Source organism: Nonomuraea sp. NPDC049607 (genome assembly GCF_040675375.1).
Classification (GTDB): Bacteria; Actinomycetota; Actinomycetes; order Streptosporangiales; family Streptosporangiaceae; genus Nonomuraea.
Window position 1 is genome coordinate 1 of sequence record NZ_JBFAOV010000071.1, and the last position, 22470, is coordinate 22470.

Sequence of the window (22470 nt, forward strand, 5' to 3'; positions counted from 1 at the left end):
GCATCCTCGTCGAGACCGAACCGGGATTGTTCACCCAACCGCGCCCATAGCCCGAATGACGAGCCTCTGACCGGGCGACCTAAGCCAACTCCGGCAACGAAAGGGGCATCAGCTCGCGAAACGCACTCTCAGAACGGTGTTGCGTACGACGGCCTCCGCCAGGCACAGCTCCACGACCGCCATGAGTGGACCGACGTCCTCAGGTAGGTGGACGCCCTTCTTCCATTCGAACAGAGTGCTACGGCTGGCTACCGGTCGGCGGCGTAACACCTGATCGACGTTGAGCCCCGCGGCGGCTAGCAGCGCGGTAAAGGCCGCTCCGAAATCCGCCGGTGTACGCGGCGACGTCATCGCAGGACCCCCATCTTCAAGCCGCCCGCGGCGACCCATCGTGTCCGAACCCTTCGGATCCTGTCGCACTCGGACAGGGATTCGCGCCACATGCGCGGAAACTTCTTCCCAGTCTGAATCTGTCCAATGGCTGTTCCGGACCTGCTGTCACCGGCCGCATCCTGCGGTCATGTCCTTTGCCCGCCCTGCCCGCCGCCGACTCTCTGAGGCCAGAGCCGTGACAGCCTGGACCCTGGCTAGTGTTCACGCCGTACTATGGTTGAACGCACCCACCATGGCCGTGATCCTTCTGTTCTTGGAGGCGGTGCTGGCCACCACCGTCATCGCAACTGCGCTGTATGCGCCGAATCTCATCAGCGATCGGGCCTTCCGGATGCTGCCGTGGACAACGCCTGAACCTGGCCGTCATCGGTCCCGCAAACGTCGTATGGCCTCGCCGCCGAACAAGAGCCCCCGCCGGCCCGCAGGCGCACGAAAGCGTTGAACCTTGGAGTCGCGGTGTTCCGCGCGTGAGCATGTGTGCTGGCTGTTCGGTGAGGAGCTTCACCCGCAGCCGTACAAGAGACTCGCCGTCTCCTATGTCGCCGAGGGCCAGCACGGGGGAGACCCGTGCTGGCCTGTATTCGAAGGAACGGATTAAGCAGCGCGACTCGGGCCCCGCTCGGCTGGGTGTGGAGCCTTCTGCAGGACGTCACGGTCGGCCTATAAGCCGTGGAGGTCGGCCACCTGGCTCATCGTCCCTGCTGGCCATCGTCTGCTCCACCTTGCCCCACCCCGCTGAAGCCCGGCGAGCCACCGTTTGTTAGTTGTCAGGCGTGAGGTCGATCACCCTGGCGAGTAGGTCGCTGAGCCAGGCTGGCGGGTTTGTCGCCGCTTCGACGGCGGCCTGTCGGTAGGTGGCCTCGTTCTTGCCGTTCACACCGCGTCCCTCCCCGATAAGAGTGCGCCGTGCAGCTTCCCAATCCTGCCACTCCTCCTGCAGATACTTCTCCATGTTGTCGTGAACGACAGCGTAGGAGTCGTACACCTTGGTCATGGGGAAGTCCTCGGGAACTGCGCCGAGGTAGTTGAGGAGCATACGGTTCTTGTTCTTGTTGTCCTGTGCGTTTTCCGGCGTGCAGTCGGCGTCGCCGTCGAAGACGACGTAACAAGGTACTCCTAGTTCGGTGAGGATGGCGTGCGCGAGAGTGACGTTGTCCTTGCCACCTACGGTGGCGACCACGATGCCGTGCCTGTTTAGTGGGTCGATGCGAAGGCCGCACCCTTCCAGCACGCCCTTGTCGGTATTGCCCTCCACAAGGATCACCACGTGGCCGAAGAGCGCCTCAGGAAGATTGGCAAGGCACATGCTGGTCAGTCGTCTCCGAACTTTGGAACGGTCTATAAGTGGGCTCAGCCGGTTCGCGATGGCGTCGGCCGTCGTCGCGTTGATTTCGACCGACGGTGCTCCTCCCGCGAAGGCGCGGGTCATGCGTCGGATCTCGCTGAAGCCCTCCGCTTCGAGGAAGTACGGGCTGTGCGTTGCATATACGACCTGGATTCCGTGCCCGACGTCACCGACGAGCTTGCGGAGCACCGCGGCGAAAGCCCGAGCCTGGACCGGGTGCTGGAACAACTCCGGCTCCTCGATGGCCAGGAGAATGGTGCGCTCGTTTTCGGTGGCTTCGCTCTGAGCCAATACCCGCAACGCCGTGACCAGCAGGGCGCGTTGGAAGCCATGTCCTTGCTGATCTATGCGGGTCCGCGCTACGCCGTCCTGGATCGAAACCTGGAATTGGGCCTGTGGCAGGCGAAGCTCTGGCACCAGTGAACTGACCTGAACGCTGCGGCCCATGGTGAGTTGTTTGACCTCGTCGGTCAGCCGGCTCGACAGAGTGTCGAGCTGCTCTCCAAAGTGCTTGCTCTGAATGCTCTCGCGGCTAGCGTTGACGAGCATCTGAAGACCGGCGATCTCGGCCTCGGCTTCGCTGCGGTTGATGGCCTGGTCGAGGATGCGGCCAATGATGGAGCCCTTGGAGTCGCGACCCTCCTCGCCCGCGCGCAGGTCGGCGCTGACGAACACGTAGTCGAACAGTCCCGTCATTTTTGCTTGACCGGCGAACCCGAAGAAGTGCGTGTCCGCGGCCAGCTCTGCCCCCTGGAGTTCGTCTGGATGCTCCCGCTCCCACGCGATCAGCGCGTCGTCCACCGCCTTCGCGCTCCCGGCCGGCGGCAGACCGAGCTCCGGCCGGGTCTCCCGTAGTTCCAGATACCGCTTGCGACGGTCGGTTGCGCCGGAGACCTGCCGGATGTCGTTGAATGGCGGATAGGTGAGAGCGTGTCCCGACAGCTTGTCCCTGCCGTTCTCCCAGCGGCGCCACAACCTCACTGTGTGGACGCCGCCCGCTGCATACTTGCCCAGCGCGACCCGATCCACGTCAGTGAGATCGGAGAACTCGACTTCGACGCTGATCTGTTTGTCCTGCGCTCCGGCCCAGACGTCGTCTTCGGTCAGCGTCTGGCTCGTTCCATTGAAGAACCAGTCCAAAGCCCTCAAGACTGCCGACTTACCCACTCCGTTGGGCCCGATGAAGGTCGTGATGTCCTCGAAGCGGATGTCGACGTCCCTTAGGCACCGATAGTTCTTGATCGCGACTCGTCGTATGCGCACCCATTAACCTCATCGGACACATGGGCCCCATCGCAACCGGAATCCGGAGGTTGGTCGGAACATGCCCAAAGTCGGCACCCCGAGCTTTCGTACCGTTTTATGCCGATTCATCGAGGCGAGGAATGATCGCAGAGATGTCCTTGGGAGACCCTCTCTCGGGCGCTTCTTCCCGTGAACCTATTTCATCCTCTGACGGCGGGCCTGCTGGTCACAGCATGATCGCGGGTCCGGTGTTCGGCTCATAACGTAGATGAGCTCCTGGTAGACGGGTTGATCACCACAACCATCACCGTCACCACCGGGAGCCCTGGATGCTGTTCTATCGTGCTGCCGTCGATTTGTCGCGTTCAACGCTGAACTACGTCGCCGGGCTGATCTGCCGGCACCGCAAAGCGATCAAGTCGACCTGGCGACGGCTCAACCCCGGCCAGTAAGCGCGGCTGGTGCTGGTCTACCTTCGCAAAGGCGAGACGTTCGACGAGTTGGGAGCCGGTTTCGGGGTGTCGACAGCGACCGCTTGGCGGTATGCGGAAGAGACCGTGATGCTGTTGTCGGCCCGCTCGCCCAAGCTCGGACAGGCTCTGCGCCAGGCGAAGAGGGATGGGCTGCACTACCTGGTCCTGGACGGGACGCTGATCCACATCGACCGTGTGAAGGCCGACCACCCGTACTTCTCCGGCAAGGACCATGTGCACGGGATGAACGTGCAGGTCATCGCCTCACCGGACGGGACGATCCTGTGGACGTCGGGCGCGTTTCCGGGGAAGACTCATGACCTGAGCGCCGCCCGCATCTGGGGCATTCTGCGCGCGCTGGAGCAGGCCGGCATCATCACCCTGGCCGACAAGGCGTATCAAGGCGCAGGAGGCCCGGTCGTCACGCCGTACAAGGGTAGGAATAAGCCTGAATCCCAGAAGCGGGCCAACCGCTCGCATGCCCGCCTTCGCGGGCCCGGAGAACGTGCGAACGCCCAGCTCAAGAGCTGGCGCATCCTGCGAAAGCTCCGCTGCAGTCCCAGCAAGGCCGGCCACCTGTGCAAGGCCATCGCCGTCCTTCAGGACCACCGCGTCGCACAGGCCACATCAGGATAAAAGGGTCATGGTCGCGCCTTGCAGATCAGCATCCCCGGAAAGCCACATCTGCAGGGCAACCAGGTAGCCGATGTCCGCCATGGCCGGAGCTTAGCTGCGAGATGGAGATCAAATCCGCCGAGTTCGAGAACATATCTAGCGTCGCCAGAGTAGTTAACGCGATAGTCAGGGGATGAACTGGGCTCAGGTCATCCCCGCCCTGCTAGGTACGCTCACCGGCGGTCTCATCGGCGGCTCCGTCTCGATCATCACGACTAGATGGACACTGCGGCATCAGCGGGAACTCGAACGTGAGCGACAGCAGGGTTCACGTGAACGCGATGCTGTGCTGAGCGCCCGACGGACCATTACCAAGCTCATCGAGTTGAGACCTAAGCCAAGCGAGGCTGTCGAACTCAGAGATCACCAAGCGATCTTGCGCAACCACCCTCGCCCTTCCGAAGGCGAATGGCCGCCGCGAGAGGAGGACGAGCAATGGGAGAAGAAACGAGACTCTCTGCTCCTGCAGCTCCAGATGGCCATCGATGAGTTCTCAGACCCGACAGCTCAGAAGAGGCTGGACGACATTCATACCGTGCTGCACTTCGCGGACTTTTGGTGGCAGCACATCGGCAGAGTCGAATCCTCTACCCGACACTCCGTTGCGCACCACGCCCGCGAAGTCCTGGGGCGGATCAGCCGAGGCGAGCCGGTCGGAGAGCCGTCAGCGATGCTCCTACACGCCCTCGGCGAAGTTCAGGAGCAAATTCATATGCAAGAAGAGATGTGGGAGATGCAGCGGGAAGATCGAGAGCGCCGACAACAGGCGGAGCTGAAGGACCTGGAGGCGAAGCTGAAAGGCGTTGGGTGGCTGCCGCCAGACAATGACGGTAACTGTCAAACTGTTTGAGAAGTTTCAGGCGACTTGTTATGTATCGAAGCTGGTTCCTCCTTGGCAGGTCCGTTGATTCAGACGGCTTGGGCAGGCTGGGCGGGGTGGGCTTGCGTCGGAACGGGCCGGGGTTGGCGGCGTACTGTACGAGCTCGTCCGAGGATGAAAAGCGTTCCGTGTAGCGGGGCACACCAAAGGTCTCCACCGAACCCGGGGCGATTCAGAGACACCTCCTTGGCCAGTGGGAGGATCGCACGTGCCGGCCCGGATGGCCACTTGATCCTCGAGCGCCGGGCAGATCAGGGCGGCCAGGATCTGACAGGTTCTCTTTAGCTCCTTGATGCCAATGGCCTGGACCATCTTTTTGGCCGGTCAACGTCCACCGGATTTGCGTGAAGCCGAAGAGAACAAGGATTCCCGAAAGCTATTTGCTTGTAGAACGGCCTTGCGTCGGTCTGAATTATGGAACCCTGTACCTCTAACCGACAGGCCCGAGCAGGTCAAGCAGAGTTCCGCGGGCCGAACTTATCCGAGACATGACGCCTACCGCCGGATGCCCTAGGCTCGCGGAATGGAGGTGTTAGCCGCGCTCGGTGGCGTCGCCCTAATCACACTGATCATTATGCTGATCGTCACGCTGGTTGTCGTGGGCGCGCGAGCCGAGCGGAAGCGCCAGGAACGGATCCGGCAATGGGCCGCGTACCACGGCTGGACCGTCAAGCAGCGGCCGACCGGCGACTGGGGCATAGGCCACAGCGCCGCAAGGCGGCGGGGACCCAGCGACTGGGCGGCGCGGCTGCCCGGGAGGAACCATAGCGGCGTCTCCCTACTGGTATCCGGTGCTGTCTATGGCCGACTCCTCGGCGTAGCCGAGTATTCATACGAGACGAGTTCGAGCAATTCTGACGGGTCGAGCGACACCACGACGCACCACTACATCGTCACTGCGGTGCGACTCGACGCCCAGTACCCGCCGATCGCAGTCGTGCACCGGGGTCCGCTATCGCGGCTGGGCCGGACGATGTTCGGCGACAACGCTGCCGCGACCGGTCATGAGGCCTTCGACCGGCAGTTCCGGGTGGAGACCAGGAACCCAGCGCTGGCCCGGGCCCTCCTCGGCCCGGCATTGATCGCTGCGCACCTCGCCGGCCGAGTACCGGCGTGGAGCCTGGCCGGTCCGGACCTCCTGGCCTGGCAGCCCGGCAGGATTAAAGATCCGGACCAGATCGTAACGCTGGTGACTCCGCTCGTGCGGGTTGCCGAGTTACTGGGCCACTAATGGACCAGCCTCCACTCTGGCCGACCAGCCGGCCTAACCTGCCCGGGTGGGAGAGGTAGGCGACCACCGGAGATCGACCGTGTTTCGTGAAGCGAACACCGGCGTTTACCATTTCGGCCCCTCATGACAGGGCATGGCCGGACGTCGGCAGACCTGCGCGGGCACCGCCCGAGGAACCACAAACCCGCAGATCGACCTCCTCATAGGATCACGAAATCGTTTCCGATCCATCGTCGAGGTAAATTACGGAAAGCTGGCCCTCCTCTTTTCGAAGGACCCTTTCTCCAGTAACGCCAAATCAAGCCGGACTTATCACGAAAGCGAGTCTGAAAAGACTGGCAGAATGGGTTGTGACAGTGCACCATGGACAGCACTGGGGTCGCCAGAGGAGGTGGCGTGGCGATGTCATCAGATGATCCCCGATTAATCGTCATCCACCCGTCGCAGCTTGCGGGGACAGTGCTTTCCGTGGGTCCCGGACGCTGGTCGCTCGGCCGAGGGCACGCCGCCGATCTACGACTTGATGACCCTCATCTCAGTTCCCTTCATGCCGCGCTGAGCCAGGCGGGCGGCCAGACCAGGGTCGAGGACCTGGGATCACGCAACGGCACATTGGTCAACGGCGAACCGGTGCGGCGACAGCGGGTGCTGCACGATGGCGACGTGATCCAGTTCGGCATGGTCCGCGTGCGGTACGAGGTGCCCGGAAACACCGGTCTGATGCCGCCCGCCCGGCTCCCGCAGGAGCGGCCGGTCCGTTTCGACGTCGATCGGCAGACAGGCGGCCAGATCAACAATGTGGGCCGCGACCAGTACAACCACTACGTCAAGGAGCGGAACAGCTTCCTACGGGAGGTCGCGGCGGCTCGCACCCGTTCTCTGCGGTTGATCTGGCTGAGCGTGACGCTGATGTTCAGCGGAGGCTTGATCTTCCTCTGGGGGACCTACCTCGAAAATCAGGCCTCGAGGAGCACATTCGAGAGTTTCGCTAAAGGTTGGGACTCCGTGAGGAAATCAGGATCCGGCAAGCCGCCGGACTTCGGCTCTGGATTCCTAGGGGTGAGCGACGCATCGTCAGTCGTGACGATCGGGTACATCGTCGGAGCGGTTGGCTTAATGCTCTTCTTGCTTGCATTGACCATGCATGTCATCGCCGCGGCACGTGGCAAGAACGTGGACAGCGACCCACGGCACAGCTGGAACGCGCCCCTTTAGCGCGGATGAGTCGGAGGACGGACTTGACTTTCAATATCGGCAACCAGCAGGCCGTCAACATCAACAACGTGGGCGGCGACCAGACTATCCAGGGTGGCCAGCAGGGCACGTTCCTCGGCGGGGAGCCCAGTGAGTGGGCCTCGTCGCTGGTGACCCGGCTCCAGGCTCTCGGCCTGTCCTCCGAGGCGGCCGAGGCAGAGGCCGTACAGACCGAACTGGACCGCGCGCGACCCGATCGCCAGAGCATTGCCACTCGCCTGACCCGGCTGGCTGAGGCCCTGACCTCGGCGGGGGCGATCGTCGCGGCGGGAGAATCCTTGCGCGGGCCGCTGATGGCTCTGGCGGGCTGGCTGGGGGCGCTCGGAGCTCCCATCATGCGCATGCTTACAGGCTGAGCCGGGCCTGAGGACGCTCCCCCGGAGCGACACCGCCCCGCAGGGCAACGTGATCACCGAGGGGCCGCAACCGGGGTGTCAATCCCCTGAAAGAGTGGAGACGGTTCTATGCCACAACAGTCCTCAGGGCCGATGAAGCTTGTCTCTTCTCGATCATCTGACGTTCGAATGTGGTGGGCGGCAGACCGTCGTTCGCACTGTGCCGCCGGGTGGTGTTGTAGGAACCGGCGATCTAGGTAGCGATTTTCAGGCGGGCCTCGGCCCGAGTGCGAAAGCGACGGCGGCGCACGTGACGAATGGGTGGCGTGTAGGCGATCTTCACGTTGTTCGCCTCCGCCCACTGCCCGACCCCGCTTGGCCTTCTTGGCCGTCAGATGCAGGCTGAAGTTGTCACGGTTTGCCGACTCAGAGTTTCAGGTGGAGGCGGGCGCGTACATGCTGCAGGACATGTTGGCCGAGGATCCCGGCCCCCGGTTCCGCAGCCCGGCGCTCTGGCGGCCACGGCTGTCCCCGGGGCAGGGACCCGTACTCCGCGGGTGAGCGTGCACCTCAAGTAGGGGCTTACACGCATTTGACACGATCATCCGTTGCGTTCGTCCAGTGTCCAGGCGGTCGTAGCAGGTTCCGGGGGTTGGGATGGCGGCGAATTGGGGCCTGAGCTGGGGAAATGGCATCTAGATCATCCCGAGCATATCCCCTGATCATGGTCTTACGGCTGCATGCGGGCACCGTTTGCTGCCTATCAAGGTCCGGAAAGCAAAGGACCTGCGGCTGTGAAACCGCAGGTCAGGGGCTAAATATGCCGATCTAGATGAGTGCCCCCGGCAGGATTCGAACCTGCGGCACCCGCTTTAGGAGAGCGGTGCTCTATCCCCTGAGCTACGGAGGCGGACTCTCGTAAGCCTAGCGAAAGTTGGACAGTGCGTGGGCCTTCGGGCTGGGGTGAGTTTGGTGACGTTGGTTATGGGTGCTCTGAGCTGCGGTAAAGGCATGACAAGCGGTCAGATTCCTGCGCTTCGTGCGTGGATAGCGTCTGCCTGTGACCAGGAGGCGATCCACCCAAGCTCGTAGGCGGCCCGTCGTGTTGTTCGGGGCGTTGTTGGCTCCTGCGATTCTCGCCGGCGGGCTGTTGGCTGGGGACATGCGGGGGTTTGAGGGGGTTGGTGGGCCGGTGGGGATGGAGGGGCGGAGGGCGGTGCGGTTGGCGTTCGAGCCTGTGTGGATGCCCGCGCCCGCGCATCCCGATCGGCGGTACGGAGGGGTGATTCCGGCGCCTGTGCGGAAGGTCTCTGAGGCGTCCGAGGCCTTGGAGGTGCGGCCCGCGGCGCCTAAGCCTGCGCCTGATCCGGCTCCGGTGGTTGAGGAGGAGCCGTACGCGACTACGCCTTCGCAGCCCTCGCCTGGATGTGCGGGGGAGTGGGAGGACACCTGGCTGTGGGACATGTGCCGGGAGCGTGAGCAGGAGGCGGCGCAGAATGCCCGCTATGGCTGGCTGTCGGGATTGTGAGGGCGGCGGCGGGCAGGGGCTGAGGAGGGTGTGCCCGTGGTGTGTGGTGTCACCCGGTCGGCGACGGTTCATGCCCGCGCGACCTGGTCCCTCTATGTCGTGGCGTCTGGAGGCGGCGGGAGTGGCTTGGGTGAGTCTGGTGGTGGTTGATGGAGTTGGATCTACCCTTTCGGACAGCTCTGGCGGGGTGGGACATCGAGTGTCGGCTTCGGCAGCTCTTGACGGTGGTCCGGTGCAAGGCCGGTGTAGGGCGCAGGGGTTGGCGGCGGTGCGCATCGTATGAGGAGGGGCTGCGGGGCAGGTGGCGCAGCTCAGGAACTGCCCACTCGCTGCAGGCCGCACGGTTCCGGAAGGTATACCCGTGGAGGCTGTCGGCGGTGATCTCGAAGAAGCGCTGGCGATAGGGGCGCGCTGCTCTCCCCGCGTGACGTCCGAGCCGTAGGAGCTCGGGTGCTTGGGTGAGTCCGCGCGGGCAGGTGAGTCATGCGATTTGGCGGCAAAGAGGACGCTGGGGGCTTGTGAAGGGGTGAGGAAAGGTGCTTAAGCGCACAGGGGGGAGCCGGACGCCGGTCAGGGCTATGCCACGCCTCGACAGTCGACTCAAGGATGGCGGGCTGGCGTACGGCCTACGACCCGCAGGGAATGCAGGTCAGGACTGCGGCTGACACATCTGCCCAGTACGTGCCGTCCCGAAGCATCCACGTAGAAGACTCCAGGATGCACAGCGACGCCGGATCCCGGGCCGCCGAAGGCGAAACCACACCAAAGGGCTCAGGGAAGGCGCAGGACTTCATGGAGAGTCGGGCGTAGGGGGGTGACGGTGCTGGTGGGGAGGGGGAGCCGTACATAGTGCGCTTTTTGTCTCATAGCAGCTCTTCGGAGTTCGGTCCGGACACTCGGGGGGCTGTAGTAACGTGCGTGCCTGACCCGGGTAACGAGTGTGCAAACGGAGGAGTCGAACGTGCCATCCCCTCGATCAGCGGGTCTGATCGCGGTCGTCATGGCGATGGCTTCTCTCTTCGTGCCATCCGCGGCGCAGGCTCAGGCGCGGACCCAGATGGACCGGCGGGATCCGAGCAATCTGGCGGAGCTGCGCAAGGAGGCCGAGCGGTCGGCCAAGGAGCTTGAGGACGCCACCAAGGCCCTGGAGAAGCGGCGCGCCACGATCGCGGCTTCCGAGAAGGAGCTCAAGACCAAGCTGAACGGGCTGCAGGACCTGGAGCGCAGGCTCGCGGTCATCCGGCAGCCGGTCTCGCAGCTGGCGGAGTTGCTCTACGAGCAGCCCATCGGGGCGGACGGCGTGGTGCCGTTCCTGTCGGGGGACGCCGGGGTCGGCACCTTGCGGGCGCTTTCGGACACCACCCAGATGGTCGCGGTAAGGCAGCAGGCCGTTGAGCAGACCAGCACCCTCTACAAGCAGGCTGAGGGGCTGGCCGCCGAGGCCCAGGAGTTGCGGGCGGGCAACCTGCTGGCCGAGGCTCAGATGGCGGCCGAGATCGACACGCTCAGGCAGCGTTCGGACAAGATCGTCAAGTCGCTCACCGCCGCGCTGGTGAAGCTCGGCATCAAGATCGACAAGGTTGGACGGGCGGCGCTGGGCTGCAACCCCCTCCAGGCCGCCACGGCCAACAACTTCCCCAACGGGCTCATCCCCAAGAGCATGCTCTGTCCGTTGCAGCAGAAGGGGTTCAGTCTGCGGGCGGACGCCACGATCGCCTTCGTCAGCCTCAACGAGGCCTACCGGAGGCGGTTCGGCAAGGCGATCTGCGTGACGGACGCCTACCGGAGCCTGGCCGAGCAGCAGTCCGTCTACTACCGGCGGCCGGGGTTCGCCGCCGTGCCGGGGCGGAGCAACCACGGTCTCGGGCTGGCTGTGGACCTGTGCGGCGGGGTGGAGCGGTTCCGGTCCACGGAGTTCGTGTGGATGGAGAACAACTCCAAGAGGTACGGGTGGTTCCATCCCGCCTGGGCCTACAGCAGCCCGTTCGAGCCGTGGCACTGGGAGTACGACCCGAAGATCGACTCGCAGCTCTAAGCCGGGTCTCTAGGCGGGCACGACCTCGGCACTGCAGAAGGCACAGCGTGAGGCGGCCTTCGGGATCTCTGACAGGCACTCGGGGCAGTCGCGGGTCTTCGCCTCGATCTGGGCCGCGGCGCGCTCCTTGAAATGCGTGTACGGCTTGACGACCAGGAAGTAGACCACCGCCGCGATCATCAGGAACGAGATCACCGCGTTGACGAACTTGCCGTACATGAAGTTGGACGCGCCGACGGTGATCTTCAGCGACGAGAAGTCGGGCAGACCGCCGAAGGCCGAGATCAGCGGGGTGAGGAGATCGGCGACGAACGACTGCACGATCGAGTTGAAGGCCGCCCCGATGACGACCGCGACGGCCAGGTCGAGGACGTTGCCCTGCATCAGGAACTTTCTGAATCCGTTCATGGCCGAGAAGCGTAGTCGAACGATTACTCGGCGTTACGTTTTGAAGGTGATGGAGAGGCGTCCTGAGATCTGGGCGCCGGCGAGCTGGGCCGCCTGGTACGGAGTGGCCGCCAGCACCACGAGCGCGCCGCCCGTGCGGGAGTCGTCGGCGGCCGGCGGGATGGTGATCACCCGGACGTCGTCGGCGATGAGCTGGGCCGGCCGGCCGCCCTCCCAGGCCGCCAGGACGCCGATGGTGGAGCCGGGGGAGATGAGGGCGACGGCGTCGGGGTCGGCGATGCGCACCGGAGCGGCTACCATGCCCGGCGGCAGTGGCACCGGATGGAGCAGGCGGGCGTCGGTCAGGGGTTCGCCCCGGCGCATGGGGCCGGCGAGGTAGCGGCCGGCCGCGTACGAGCGCACAGCCCCGTCGGGCGGACGGTCGAGCGGCGCCGGACGGAGATCGCCCGGACGCAGGAGGCCGGGGGCGAGGTCGCGGGCGGCCACGAGGACCTCGGGGCCCGCGGCGGGACGCAGGGCGACATAGGCCGCCAGGACGCCGAGCGCGGCCAGGGCCGCCGCGATCAGGCGGCGGCGCCGGGCCCAGGCGCGCAACCAGGCGGGCTGCCTGCTCACGGCAGCTCGAAGGGCAGCTTGATGCCGTCGAGGGCCGAGCCGCAGGGGCACATGCGGTCGACGGGTAGGGCCTGGACGGTCTCGGCGACGAGCGTGCGCATGCGGGTGACGTTGCGGGCGAAGAACTCCAGCACCTCGTCGTGGGTCACGCCCTGGCCGGCCTCGACCCCGGCGTCATGGTCGGTGACCAGGGAGAGCGAGGTGTAGCACAGGGCCAGCTCACGGGCCAGCACGGACTCGGGGTAGCCGGTCATGCCCACGATCGACCAGCCGTTGGCCGCGAACCACTGGGACTCGGCCCGGCTGGAGAAGCGGGGGCCCTCGATGACCACCAGCGTGCCGCCGTCGACGACGTCGCCCCAGCCGGTGGAGCGGGCCGTGGCCACGGCGGCCGCTCTGCCGGACGGGCAGTAGGGGTCGGCGAAGGAGACGTGGACGGCCCCCGAGACGTCGTAATAGGTCTGCGGCCTGCCCGAGGTGCGGTCGACGACCTGGTCGGGCACGACGATGGCGCCCGGCCCGTACTCCGCCTTGAGCGAGCCGACGGCGCTGGGGGCGAGCACCTGGGTCACGCCGAGCGAGCGCAGCGCCCACAGGTTGGCGCGGTAGGGGATGCGGTGGGGCGGGAAGCGGTGGTCGCGGCCGTGCCGGGGGATGAACGCCACCGAACGCGAGCCGATGCGGCCGACCGTGACGACGTCGCTGGGCGGCCCGTAGGGGGTGGAGAGCTCGATCTCCTCCGCGTCGTCGAGGAGGGAGTAGAAGCCCGAACCGCCGAGGACGCCGATGTCTGCGCGAGTGACCATGGCGCCGAGAGTAGCCGGACGGCCGAGGGTGCCGAGAACGCCGAACGCGGTTCTGTGGATAACCTGAATGCGGAGCGTGCGCACACCAGTACGAAGAGTAGGATCGCCGCATGCGGCAAAAAGGGCTGGGCCTCATCATCCTCGCGCTGATGCTCGGGATGCTGCTGGCCTCGCTCGACCAGACCATCGTCTCCACGGCCCTGCCGACGATCGTGAGCGACCTGGGCGGGCTGGAGCAGCTCTCGTGGGTGGTGACGGGCTACTTGCTCGCCTCGACCGTCTCCACGCCGCTGTGGGGCAAACTGGGCGACCAGTACGGCCGCAAAAAGCTCTTCATCACCGCGATCATCATCTTCCTCCTCGGATCGGCCCTTTGCGGGCTGAGCCGGAACATGGGGGAGCTGATCGGGTTCCGGTCGATCCAGGGCCTGGGCGGCGGCGGCCTGATGGTGCTCGCGCAGGCGATCGTGGCCGACGTGGTCTCGGCCCGCGAACGCGGGCGCTACCAGGGCTTCTTCGGCGCCGTGTTCGCCGTCAGCAGCATCGTGGGGCCGCTGCTCGGCGGGCTGTTCGTCGACCATCTGTCCTGGCACTGGGTGTTCTACATCAATCTGCCCCTGGGCGCGATCGCCCTGGCCGTGATCGCGGCCGGGCTGCCCGGCGACGACACGCGCACCAGCCACCGCATCGACTACGCCGGGGTGGTGCTGCTCGGCGGCGCGACCTCGTGCCTGGTGCTCATCACGACCTGGGGCGGGTCGACCTATCCCTGGTCGAGTCCGGTCATCGCCGGCCTGGCGCTGGCCGCGGCGGCGCTGGTCGCGGCGTGGGCGGCCGTCGAGCGGCGGGCCGCGGAGCCGGTGCTGCCCCTGGGGCTGTTCAGGGTGCGGGCGTTCGCGATGTCGTCCGCGGTGGGGTTCGTGGTGGGGTTCGCGATGTTCGGGGCGCTCACGTACCTGCCGTTGTTCTTGCAGGTCGTGCACGGGGTGAGTCCCACATTGTCCGGGGTGTACCTGCTGCCGATGATGGCCGGGATGCTGACGTTGTCGATCACCAGCGGGTTGGTGATCTCGAAGACCGGCAAATATCGCTTCCTGCCCATCGCGGGCACAGGCGTGGCGACGATCGGGCTGTTCCTGCTGTCCGGGCTGAGCGAGCGCAGCAGCCTGCTGACGATGGGCGGCTACCTGCTGGTGCTCGGCATCGGCTTGGGGATGACCATGCAGGTGCTGGTGATCGTCGTGCAGAACGCCGTCGACTTCAAGGACCTCGGCGTGGCCACGTCGGGGGCGACGTTCTTCCGCTCGATCGGCGGGTCCTTCGGGGTCGCCACGCTGGGGGCGGTCTTCACCGGCACGCTCAACGGCGACCTGCGGGAGGTGCTGGCCAGGGCCCGGTTGCCGGCGGGGTTCGACCCGTCGAGGATCCAGCGCGACCCGACCGTCATCCAGCGGCTGCCTCCCGCGCTGGCCGGTCAGTTCCTCCACGTGTACGCCGACGCCATCGCGGCCGTCTTCCGGGTGGCCGCGCCGGTGATGTTCGGGGCGTTCGTGCTGAGCTGGTTCATCCCGCAGACGCGGCTCAGGGAGACCACCAAGGCGGCGGACCTGGGCGAGGGGCTGGGCGCCACGTCGGCCGAGCGGTCGTCGCTGGAGGAGGTCGAACGGGGGCTCATGCGGCTCGCCGACGCCGACCTGCGCAGGGGCTACTACGAACGGCTCGGGGCGCTGGCCGGGTTGAGCGGCGTCCCGCCGCAAGGGGTGTGGGTGCTCGCCAGGCTCAACGGCAAGGGTTGGGTCGGGGCGGGCGAGTTGGCCGAGTGCGCCAAGGTCAGCAGGGAACACGGCAGGCCCCACGTCGACCGGCTGGTGGACGAGGGGCTGGTGGAGCGTTCTGAAGACGGCGAGCGGCTGCGGCTCACGCCGGAGGGGGACCGGGCGGCCCTGAGGCTCGTGCGTTGCTCGTGCGAGGGGCTGAGCAGGCTCGTGGCCGACTGGGGGTCCGATCCACAGCTGGAGCGGCTCGTCGACCGCATCGCGCCGGAACTGCTCGGCGCGTACGCCGACCGGCCTCGATGAGGACCCCCGCCCGTGCGGGCGGGGTCGACGTGCCTAGTTGGAGGCCGCCGCGGGCGCCGGCGCCGGGGTGGACGACGACGAGGACGACGACTCGCTCGACTTGCTCTCGGCCGGCTTCGACGGGGTGGTCGAAGAGGCGGAGGAGGTCGAGGACGACGAGCGGTTGTCCGTGCGGTAGAAGCCCGAACCCTTGAACACGATGCCGACGGCGGAGAACACCTTCCGCAGGTTGCCCTGGCAGTTGGGGCACACCGTCAGCGCATCGTCGGTGAATTTCTGAACGACTTCGAGCTGCTCACCGCAGTCGTTGCAGGCGTACTGGTAGGTCGGCACGCGCTCCTCCTTATACGTTCTGGCACTCGAGCGATGCGACTGCTAATGCTAACCGATTGGGCCAAACACCTATTCCAACCCCCGCTCTCCGTGCCAGCCGGCCAGCTTGCCGCTGCGGCTCACGGCGCGCAGACGGCGTTCGACCTGGTCACGGCAGGCGGCCGTGGTGACCAGCAGGAGCTGGTCGTCGGCCCGGACGCGGGTGCTGTTGTCCGGCACGAACGATTTGCCGTCGCGGACCACCAGCGTCACGGCCGCTCCGGCGGGCAGGCGCAGCTCGAAGATCTCCACGCCGTGCAGGAGCGAGCCGATGGGAACCTTGACCTGGAGCAGGTCCGCCTTGAGCTCCTCCAGCGGCGCGGACTCCACCTCCAGGTCGTGCGCCTCGCCGGGCGCGCTCACCCCGAGCAGCCGGGCCGCGTACGGCAGCGTGGGCCCCTGCAGCAGCGTGAAGACGATCACGATCACGAAGACCTGGTTGAAGATCTCCTTCGACCCCTGCACACCGGACGCCCACGGGATGGTCGCCAGCACGATGGGGATCGCGCCGCGCAACCCCGCCCACGACAGGAACGCCTGGTCGCGCCAGCTCACCCGGTCCAGCCGCAGGACGCGGGCCACCGTGGAACTGGCCAGCACCGACAGCGGACGGGCCACCATCACCAGCACGGACCCGGCGATCACGCCCGGCACGATGGCCGACGGCAGCTCTTTGGGCGTGGCCAGGAGCCCCAGCATGACGAAGAGGCCGATCTGCGCCAGCCAGGCCGCGCCCTCGGCGAACCCTCTGGTCGCGGCGCGGTGCGGCAGGCGTGAATTGCCCAGGATGAGGGCCGTGAGGTAGACGGCCAGGAAGCCGGAGCCGTGCAGCAGCACCGCGCCGCCGTACGAGACGAAGGTGAGGGCCAGCACGGCGATCGGGTAGAGGCCGGAGGCCGGGAGGGCGACGCGGCGCAGCGCGTACGCGCCCGCGGGCCCGACCGCGAGGCCCACGGCCGCGCCGATGACCAGCTCGATGGCGGTTTCCAGCAGGAACGTTCCCACGGACGCCGGCCGCTGCGACGCCCCGCTGAGCAGTACGACGGCGATGACCGTGGGCGCGTCGTTGAAGCCGGACTCCGCCTCCAGAACCCCCGCCAACCGGGTCGGGAGCGGCAACCTGCGCAGCACCGAGAAGACGGCGGCCGCGTCCGTCGAGGCCAGCACGGCGCCGAGGACCAGCGCCGCGGTCGGATCCATGCCGAGCAGCCCCTGGACGGCCAGCGCCACGACCACGATGCTCACCGTCACGCCGACGGTGGCCAGGATCAGGGCGAGCGGCACCGATTTGCGGACGTGCGACCAGGTCGTGGTCAGACCGCCCTCGGCCAGGATCACCGCCAGCGCGATCAGGCCGATCTGCTGGACGGCCTGCGGGCTTTCGAGCTTGGCGCCGAATCCCGAGGCCCCCAGAACCAGACCCAGCGCCAGGAAGAGGAGAAGACTGGGCAGACCGCTGCGATGTGCGACGCGTACGGACGCGATGGCCGCGATGACAATTCCGGCGCCGATCAGGAGCCAGACATCAAGCGTCATCCGGCCCCCTCTCGTCCCTTCGGTCACATAAGCCTAGTGAGTCCTTCCGGCGTCATCGCAAAACGGACCCGGTGGTCGTGCGGTTCGGCCGGCACGTCGTCGATCAGCTCGCCGTCGTGCAGCAGGGCCACCGTGGGGACGTTCGGCCCCACCCTGGCCAGCGCGCGGTCGTACGAGCCGCCGCCGCGTCCGAGGCGCACCCCCGTGCCGCGGTCGACCGCGAGTGCGGGCACGATCACCAGCGCGGCCGTGCGGACGGCGTCGACGCCGCGACGCGTGTCGACCGGTTCCATGATGCCGAAGCGACCCGGGGCGAGTGTGTCCGGGCCGTCGTAGACCGCCCAATCCAGGTCATTGTCCTCTTTCAGCACCGGAAGGATCACCGTCGCGCCGTGTTTCCACAGAGCGAACACGAGACCGTGCGTCTCCGGCTCCGACCCCGCCGACCAGTAGCAGGCCACCAGACCGGCCATCTGGACCCACGGCTGTTCGAGCAGCGTCTCGCGGACCTTGGTGGCGTTTGCCCGTAGTTGTTCGGAGGACAGACGGGTGCGCGCCGCGAGCAGTTGGCGACGCAGGTTCAGCTTGTCCACAGGTACCTCCACTAGGGTCTACTCATGGCTGACTTCGACCCTGTGACGAAAGCCGTCGTGCCCGCCGCGGGTCTGGGCACCCGGTTCCTCCCGGCGACCAAGGCGACACCCAAGGAGATGTTGCCCATCGTCGACAAGCCCGCGATCCAGTATGTCGTCGAGGAGGCGGCCTCCGCCGGGCTCCTCGACGTCCTCATGGTCACCGGCAAGAACAAGCGGTCCATCGAAGACCACTTCGACCGCGCGTTCGAGCTGGAGGAGGCCCTGGAGGCCAAGGGCGACGAGCAACGGTTGTCCCAGGTCCGCGAGCCCGCCTCGCTCGCCACGCTGCACTACGTGCGGCAGGGCGAGCCGAAGGGGCTCGGGCACGCGGTGCTGTGCGCCAAGCATCACGTCGGTGACCACCCGTTCGCGTGCCTGCTCGGCGACGACCTGATCGACTACCGCGACCGCCTGCTCCAGCGCATGATCGAGGTGCGCAACACGTTCGGCGGGAGCGTCGTCGCGCTGATGGAGGTGCCGAGGGAGCAGGTCTCGCTCTACGGCGTGGCCACCATCGCCGGCACCGTCGAGGACGACGTCGTGCGGGTGACCGACCTGGTGGAGAAGCCGCCGGTGGACGAGGCGCCCTCCACGTGGGCGGTCATCGGGCGATACGTGCTCGATCCCGCCGTTTTCGAGGTCCTGGAGAGCACGCCGCCCGGGCGCGGCAACGAGATCCAGCTCACCGACGCGCTGCGCACGCTGGCCGGCCGCGGCACCGAGGAGGGCGGCCCCGTGCACGGCGTGCTGTTCCGCGGGCGGCGCTACGACACCGGCGACAAGCTCGACTATCTGCGGACAGTGGTGAAGTTCGCCGCGGATCGTGAGGATCTCGCGCCGGAGTTCGTGCCGTGGCTGCGGGAGTTCCTCGATGAGATCGGTTGACGCGCATCTGGCCGAGATCCTGGCCACTGTGCGTCCGCTGGCGCCTCTGGAGCTGGAGCTGGAGCGGGCGCTAGGCACGACGCTGGCCGAGGACGTGTCCTCGCCGGTGCCGCTGCCGCCGTTCGACAACTCCGCGATGGACGGCTACGCGGTCAGGGCCGAGGACGTTCCCGGCACGCTGCCGGTGATCGACGACGTGGCCGCGGGGTCCGACGAACTGCGGGCGGTGGGCCCCGGGCATGCCGTCCGGATCATGACCGGGGCGCCCATGCCCGCCGGGGCGGACTCCGTCGTGCCGGTGGAGTGGACGGACGGGGGCACGGTCTCTGTCCAGATAAATCGTGACGTACCGCTTGGAAACGCGATTCGCCGAGCCGGCGAGGACGTCCAGGCGGGCGAGGTGGTGCTCAAGGCCGGCACGGTGATCGGGCCGGCCCAGCTCGGCATCATCGCCGGTGTGGGGCGGCGGCGCGTGTGGGTGCGTCCGCAGCCGCGCGTCGTCGTCATCTCGACCGGCGCCGAGCTGGTCGAGCCCGGGACGCCGCTGGGCCGCGGGCAGATCTGGGAGTCCAACAGCTTCACCCTGACGGCCGCGGTGCGCGAGGCCGGCGCCGAGGGCTTCCGCGCGGGGTCCGTCGGCGACGATCCCGCCGTGCTGCTCGACCAGCTCGACACCCACCTGGTGCGCGCCGACGCGATCATCACCAGCGGCGGGGTCTCCATGGGGGCGTACGAGCCCGTCAAGGAGGCGCTGTCGCCGCTCGGCACGGTCAGGTTCGAGAAGGTCGCGATGCAGCCCGGCATGCCCCAGGGGTTCGGCGTGCTGGGCGACGACCGGGTGCCGATCTTCGCCCTGCCGGGCAACCCGGTGTCCTCCTTCGTGTCGTTCATGCTGTTCGTACGTCCCGCGCTCGACAAGATGCGCGGCCTGCCCACCGACACGGCCCGGGTGACCGCCTACGTCACCGCGGCGCTGCGCTCGCCGTCGGGCCGGCGCTCGTACCTGCGCGGCGTGCTGTCCTCCGACGGCACGGTCGCGCCGGTCCACGGCCAGGGCTCCCACCAGCTCGCGGCCCTGGCCTCGGCGAACGCGCTGATCGTGGTGCCGGAGGACGTGACCGAGGTGCCCGGCGGGTCCGAGGTGGAGGTGATCCGGCTGTGAGCGAGTTCACGCACCTGGACGAGACGGGCGCGGCGCGCATGGTCGACGTCTCGGCCAAGGACGTCTCCGCCCGTACCGCGACGGCGACCGGGCGGGTGCTGCTGTCGTCCGAGGTGGTGGCGCTGCTGCGGTCGGGCGAGGTGCCCAAGGGCGACGCGCTCGGGGTGGCCCGGATCGCTGGGATCATGGGGGCGAAACGCACGCCCGACCTCATTCCGCTCTGCCATCCGATCGCGTTGCACGGTGTGAAGGTCGTGCTCGACGTCGAGGACTGGGGGGTGTCGATCACCTGCCGGGTGCGGACGGCCGACCGTACCGGGGTGGAGATGGAGGCGCTGACCGCCGTCACCGTGGCCGCCCTGGCGCTGATCGACATGGTCAAGGCGGTCGATCCGGCCGCCGTGATCACCGACGTCCGGGTGGAGGAGAAGGTGGGCGGCAAGACCGGTCTGTGGACCAGGGAGGCCACGTGATCCGGGCGCTCGTGGTGACCGTGTCGAACCGCGCCTCCGCCGGGATATATGCCGACAAGTCAGGGCCGTTGCTGGCCGAGTTGCTGGCGTCCGACGCCGGCTGCGAGGTCTCGGGTCCGCTGGTGGTGCCCGACGGCGACGCGGTCGAGGCGGCCCTGCGCGACGGCGTCGCCCAGGGTTACGACGTGATCGTGACCACCGGCGGCACCGGGCTCACGCCCCTCGACCTGACGCCGGAGATGACCGCCCGCGTGATCACCCGGGAAATTCCCGGTATAGCGGAGGCCATTCGCCTGGCGAATCGCGACAAGGTGCCCACGTCGGTCCTGTCCCGGGGGCTGGCCGGTCAGGCGGGTGACACGTTGATCGTGAATCTGCCCGGCTCGTCCGGTGGCGTCCGGGATGGGGTGGCTGTGCTCGCGCCCGTCCTGCGGCACGCGGTCGAGCAGATCAAGGGCGGCGACCACCCCCGCTGACCAGGTTTCGGTCTGCCGATCGATGATCCGTGGCGACATCGAGCCCGATGGGGGGATGATGAGAGGCGTGGATCGACTTCGTGGCTGGCCGGCGAACCTGAGCGAAGGCCCGGTGGGCCTTCGGCCGCTGCGGCTGAGCGACGTACGCGTTTGGCGCGAGACCAGGTTGCGCAACGCCGACTGGCTGCGTCCCTGGGAACCGAGCAACCCCGAGACCCCACTGTTCAGAACGGGGCTCGGCCCGTACATCTCCATGGTCGGCACCCTGCGTCGCGAGGCGCGGCAGGGGCTGGCGCTGCCGTGGGTGGTCACCTACGACGGCCGCTTCGCGGGGCAACTCACCGTGGGGGCCATCGTGTGGGGTTCTGCCCGTTCCGCCCAGGTCGGTTACTGGGTGGACGGCGCGCTGGCCGGGCGGGCCATCATCCCCACCGCCCTGGCCCTGGCCGTCGATCATTGCTTTTTCACCACCGGATTGCATCGGCTAGAAGCGAACATCCGTCCTGAGAACCAGGCCAGTCGTAGGGTGGTGGAGAAGCTCGGGTTCAGGGAAGAAGGCATTCGGCGTCGCCAACTCCACATCGACGGGGCCTGGCGCGACCACATCTGTTACGCGCTGACCGTCGAGGACGTCCCCGGCGGCCTGCTCGTACAGTGGCGGCGAGCACGTGAGTCGGCCGCTCGCGGCGGATCTCCGGTCGAAGAGGTTTGACGATCTCGCGACACACCGCACCGAATGCTCGTCAATCAGTGACACACGGTCTTACGGTGCGTGACGTGAGCACAATGAAGGCGCGACGAGCACAGACGCGCTTTCGTGCTGCCCGGAGGTGGTCGTGAGCAGCGCCTTCCTCTATGTCGCCATCGTCGTGATGTGGCTGTGCGTCCTGATTCCGATGTGGTTGCGCCGGGACAAGACGAACCTCCAGGAGCTCGCCGAGCTCGAGGAGCACTACACCGGCGAGCACGCCCTGCCCGACCTGGACAATCTCGACGCCACCATCGGCGACGAGGACGCACCCGAGGTTGAAAAGGTCGATGTCCGGCAGTTCCGGCTTCGCCGTAGGGCGATCATCGTAGCGCGACGCAGACGGTTGTTGTTCTTCACCGCGTTGCTCGTGCTGGCCTCCGTCGTCACGGCCGGGGTCGAGATGATCCCGTGGTGGGGCGTGGCGCCGTCCGGGGTCGTCATGCTGGCGTACACGGCCTTTCTGCGGATCGCCGTACAGGTCGACCGGGAGCGCCGCGAACGGGCGCTCCAGGCGCGCTCTGAGCGGCTACGGCGGGCACGCGAGCGGCGCCGGGCGGCGGCCGAGATGGAGGCCGAGGTCATCGACCTGACCGCACTGCACACCGACGTCCTGTTCGACCAGTACGCCGAACCGCCCAGACGAGCGGTGGGCGACTGAAAGGGTGGCGCGAGTACCTCTGGGAGTTTGCTAATCTGGTCGAGTCCTTGGGGATGTAGCGCAGTCCGGTAGCGCACTTCGTTCGCATCGAAGGGGTCAGGGGTTCGAATCCCCTCATCTCCACCAGGAGCCGTTCTTGAAACGGCTGGACTGAAGTTGACGGGATCCCGTCTGATCTTGATGATCGGGCGGGATCTTGTCGTTTCAGGGGTGCCCGATTC

At 67.0% G+C, this 22470-nt stretch carries 19 protein-coding genes, 2 tRNA genes and 1 pseudogene; 14 read left to right on the forward strand and 8 right to left on the reverse strand.

Features of this window, described 5'->3' with window-relative positions:
* Window positions 1-1153: 1153 nt before the first annotated feature.
* Entirely contained in the window at window positions 1154-3001 is a 1848-nt protein-coding gene (locus AB0J97_RS50240; RefSeq protein ID WP_364104178.1) for an ATP-dependent endonuclease, read from the reverse strand.
* A 311-nt stretch (window positions 3002-3312) separates the two neighbouring features.
* Here AB0J97_RS50240 and AB0J97_RS50245 point away from each other — a divergent pair.
* From AB0J97_RS50245 to AB0J97_RS50265, 5 genes and pseudogenes are all read left to right on the forward strand, one after another.
* A pseudogene (locus tag AB0J97_RS50245) lies at window positions 3313-4092 on the forward strand (transposase family protein).
* 172 nt (window positions 4093-4264) lie between these two features.
* Window positions 4265-4981: a hypothetical protein gene (locus AB0J97_RS50250; RefSeq protein ID WP_364104181.1), complete on the forward strand. Its 717-nt coding sequence runs from the start codon at window positions 4265-4267 to the stop codon at window positions 4979-4981.
* 604 nt (window positions 4982-5585) lie between these two features.
* Window positions 5586-6242, forward strand: a complete 657-nt coding sequence (locus tag AB0J97_RS50255) for a hypothetical protein (RefSeq protein ID WP_364104184.1) — start codon at window positions 5586-5588, stop codon at window positions 6240-6242.
* 402 nt (window positions 6243-6644) lie between these two features.
* Window positions 6645-7457 (forward strand): FHA domain-containing protein, encoded by an 813-nt coding sequence (locus AB0J97_RS50260; protein ID WP_364104220.1) that lies wholly within the window; start codon window positions 6645-6647, stop codon window positions 7455-7457.
* A gap of 23 nt (window positions 7458-7480) precedes the next feature.
* On the forward strand, window positions 7481-7852 hold the full coding sequence (locus tag AB0J97_RS50265; RefSeq protein WP_364104187.1) for a hypothetical protein: 372 nt from the start codon (window positions 7481-7483) through the stop codon (window positions 7850-7852).
* Between the two features lie 816 nt (window positions 7853-8668).
* Here the strand turns inward: AB0J97_RS50265 and AB0J97_RS50270 are convergent.
* Window positions 8669-8741 (reverse strand) — tRNA-Arg (locus tag AB0J97_RS50270).
* Window positions 8742-10416: 1675 nt separating this feature from the next.
* Between AB0J97_RS50270 and AB0J97_RS50275 the strand changes: the two genes are divergently transcribed.
* Window positions 10417-11394: a D-alanyl-D-alanine carboxypeptidase family protein gene (locus AB0J97_RS50275; protein WP_357696259.1), complete on the forward strand. Its 978-nt coding sequence runs from the start codon at window positions 10417-10419 to the stop codon at window positions 11392-11394.
* A gap of 9 nt (window positions 11395-11403) precedes the next feature.
* Here the strand turns inward: AB0J97_RS50275 and mscL are convergent, their stop codons facing one another.
* The 3 genes from mscL to AB0J97_RS50290 are packed head-to-tail and all read right to left on the reverse strand — an operon-like array spanning window position 11404 to window position 13223.
* Window positions 11404-11802 (reverse strand): large conductance mechanosensitive channel protein MscL, encoded by a 399-nt coding sequence (mscL, locus tag AB0J97_RS50280; protein WP_364104191.1) that lies wholly within the window; start codon window positions 11800-11802, stop codon window positions 11404-11406.
* A 33-nt stretch (window positions 11803-11835) separates the two neighbouring features.
* Window positions 11836-12417, reverse strand: a complete 582-nt coding sequence (locus AB0J97_RS50285) for an SAF domain-containing protein (protein WP_364104194.1) — start codon at window positions 12415-12417, stop codon at window positions 11836-11838.
* Window positions 12414-13223, reverse strand: coding sequence for an S-methyl-5'-thioadenosine phosphorylase (locus tag AB0J97_RS50290; protein WP_364104197.1), 810 nt, complete (start codon window positions 13221-13223; stop codon window positions 12414-12416). The genes AB0J97_RS50285 and AB0J97_RS50290 overlap by 4 nt, the downstream gene beginning before the upstream one ends.
* 110 nt (window positions 13224-13333) lie before the next feature.
* Between AB0J97_RS50290 and AB0J97_RS50295 the strand changes: the two genes are divergently transcribed.
* Window positions 13334-15301, forward strand: a complete 1968-nt coding sequence (locus tag AB0J97_RS50295; protein ID WP_364104199.1) for an MFS transporter — start codon at window positions 13334-13336, stop codon at window positions 15299-15301.
* A 33-nt stretch (window positions 15302-15334) separates the two neighbouring features.
* Here AB0J97_RS50295 and AB0J97_RS50300 read toward each other — a convergent pair whose 3' ends face one another.
* The 3 genes from AB0J97_RS50300 to AB0J97_RS50310 form a co-directional block, all read right to left on the reverse strand.
* Window positions 15335-15634, reverse strand: a complete 300-nt coding sequence (locus AB0J97_RS50300) for an FmdB family zinc ribbon protein (RefSeq protein WP_364104202.1) — start codon at window positions 15632-15634, stop codon at window positions 15335-15337.
* A gap of 69 nt (window positions 15635-15703) precedes the next feature.
* A complete protein-coding gene (locus tag AB0J97_RS50305) occupies window positions 15704-17209 on the reverse strand; it encodes a potassium/proton antiporter (protein WP_364104205.1) in 1506 nt (501 codons plus the stop codon).
* Between the two features lie 23 nt (window positions 17210-17232).
* The gene (locus AB0J97_RS50310; protein ID WP_357696245.1) at window positions 17233-17802 is read right to left on the reverse strand and encodes a 5-formyltetrahydrofolate cyclo-ligase; all 570 of its coding nucleotides are present in this window, start codon (window positions 17800-17802) and stop codon (window positions 17233-17235) included.
* 24 nt (window positions 17803-17826) lie between these two features.
* Between AB0J97_RS50310 and galU the strand changes: the two genes are divergently transcribed.
* The 7 genes from galU (at window position 17827) to AB0J97_RS50345 (ending at window position 22375) form a co-directional block, all read left to right on the forward strand.
* Window positions 17827-18729, forward strand: a complete 903-nt coding sequence (gene galU, locus AB0J97_RS50315; RefSeq protein WP_357696243.1) for a UTP--glucose-1-phosphate uridylyltransferase GalU — start codon at window positions 17827-17829, stop codon at window positions 18727-18729.
* On the forward strand, window positions 18716-19891 hold the full coding sequence (gene glp, locus AB0J97_RS50320) for a gephyrin-like molybdotransferase Glp (RefSeq protein WP_364104210.1): 1176 nt from the start codon (window positions 18716-18718) through the stop codon (window positions 19889-19891). The genes galU and glp overlap by 14 nt, the downstream gene beginning before the upstream one ends.
* Complete coding sequence (gene moaC, locus AB0J97_RS50325; protein WP_364104213.1) at window positions 19888-20364, forward strand: cyclic pyranopterin monophosphate synthase MoaC; 477 nt, start codon at window positions 19888-19890, stop codon at window positions 20362-20364. The genes glp and moaC overlap by 4 nt, the downstream gene beginning before the upstream one ends.
* Window positions 20361-20840: a MogA/MoaB family molybdenum cofactor biosynthesis protein gene (locus AB0J97_RS50330; protein WP_364104216.1), complete on the forward strand. Its 480-nt coding sequence runs from the start codon at window positions 20361-20363 to the stop codon at window positions 20838-20840. The genes moaC and AB0J97_RS50330 overlap by 4 nt, the downstream gene beginning before the upstream one ends.
* Window positions 20841-20898: 58 nt before the next feature.
* Complete coding sequence (locus tag AB0J97_RS50335; protein ID WP_357696660.1) at window positions 20899-21552, forward strand: GNAT family protein; 654 nt, start codon at window positions 20899-20901, stop codon at window positions 21550-21552.
* Window positions 21553-21676: 124 nt separating this feature from the next.
* On the forward strand, window positions 21677-22249 hold the full coding sequence (locus AB0J97_RS50340; RefSeq protein WP_357696235.1) for a hypothetical protein: 573 nt from the start codon (window positions 21677-21679) through the stop codon (window positions 22247-22249).
* Window positions 22250-22298: 49 nt separating this feature from the next.
* Window positions 22299-22375: transfer RNA gene (locus tag AB0J97_RS50345), tRNA-Ala, on the forward strand.
* Window positions 22376-22470 lie beyond the last annotated feature (95 nt).

What these genes read in the sequence shown, in the direction of transcription:
- AB0J97_RS50250 (WP_364104181.1), top strand. Translation starts at nt 4,265, where the DNA reads ATGAACTGGGCTCAGGTCATCCCCGCCCTGCTAGGTACGCTCACCGGC.
- AB0J97_RS50255 (WP_364104184.1), top strand. Translation starts at nt 5,586, where the DNA reads ATGCTGATCGTCACGCTGGTTGTCGTGGGCGCGCGAGCCGAGCGGAAG.
- AB0J97_RS50260 (WP_364104220.1), top strand. Translation starts at nt 6,645, where the DNA reads ATGTCATCAGATGATCCCCGATTAATCGTCATCCACCCGTCGCAGCTT.
- AB0J97_RS50275 (WP_357696259.1), top strand. Translation starts at nt 10,417, where the DNA reads ATGGACCGGCGGGATCCGAGCAATCTGGCGGAGCTGCGCAAGGAGGCC.
- mscL (WP_364104191.1), bottom strand. Translation starts at nt 11,802, where the DNA reads ATGAACGGATTCAGAAAGTTCCTGATGCAGGGCAACGTCCTCGACCTG.
- AB0J97_RS50290 (WP_364104197.1), bottom strand. Translation starts at nt 13,223, where the DNA reads ATGGTCACTCGCGCAGACATCGGCGTCCTCGGCGGTTCGGGCTTCTAC.
- AB0J97_RS50295 (WP_364104199.1), top strand. Translation starts at nt 13,334, where the DNA reads ATGCGGCAAAAAGGGCTGGGCCTCATCATCCTCGCGCTGATGCTCGGG.
- AB0J97_RS50305 (WP_364104205.1), bottom strand. Translation starts at nt 17,209, where the DNA reads ATGACGCTTGATGTCTGGCTCCTGATCGGCGCCGGAATTGTCATCGCG.
- galU (WP_357696243.1), top strand. Translation starts at nt 17,827, where the DNA reads ATGGCTGACTTCGACCCTGTGACGAAAGCCGTCGTGCCCGCCGCGGGT.
- glp (WP_364104210.1), top strand. Translation starts at nt 18,716, where the DNA reads ATGAGATCGGTTGACGCGCATCTGGCCGAGATCCTGGCCACTGTGCGT.
- AB0J97_RS50335 (WP_357696660.1), top strand. Translation starts at nt 20,899, where the DNA reads ATGAGAGGCGTGGATCGACTTCGTGGCTGGCCGGCGAACCTGAGCGAA.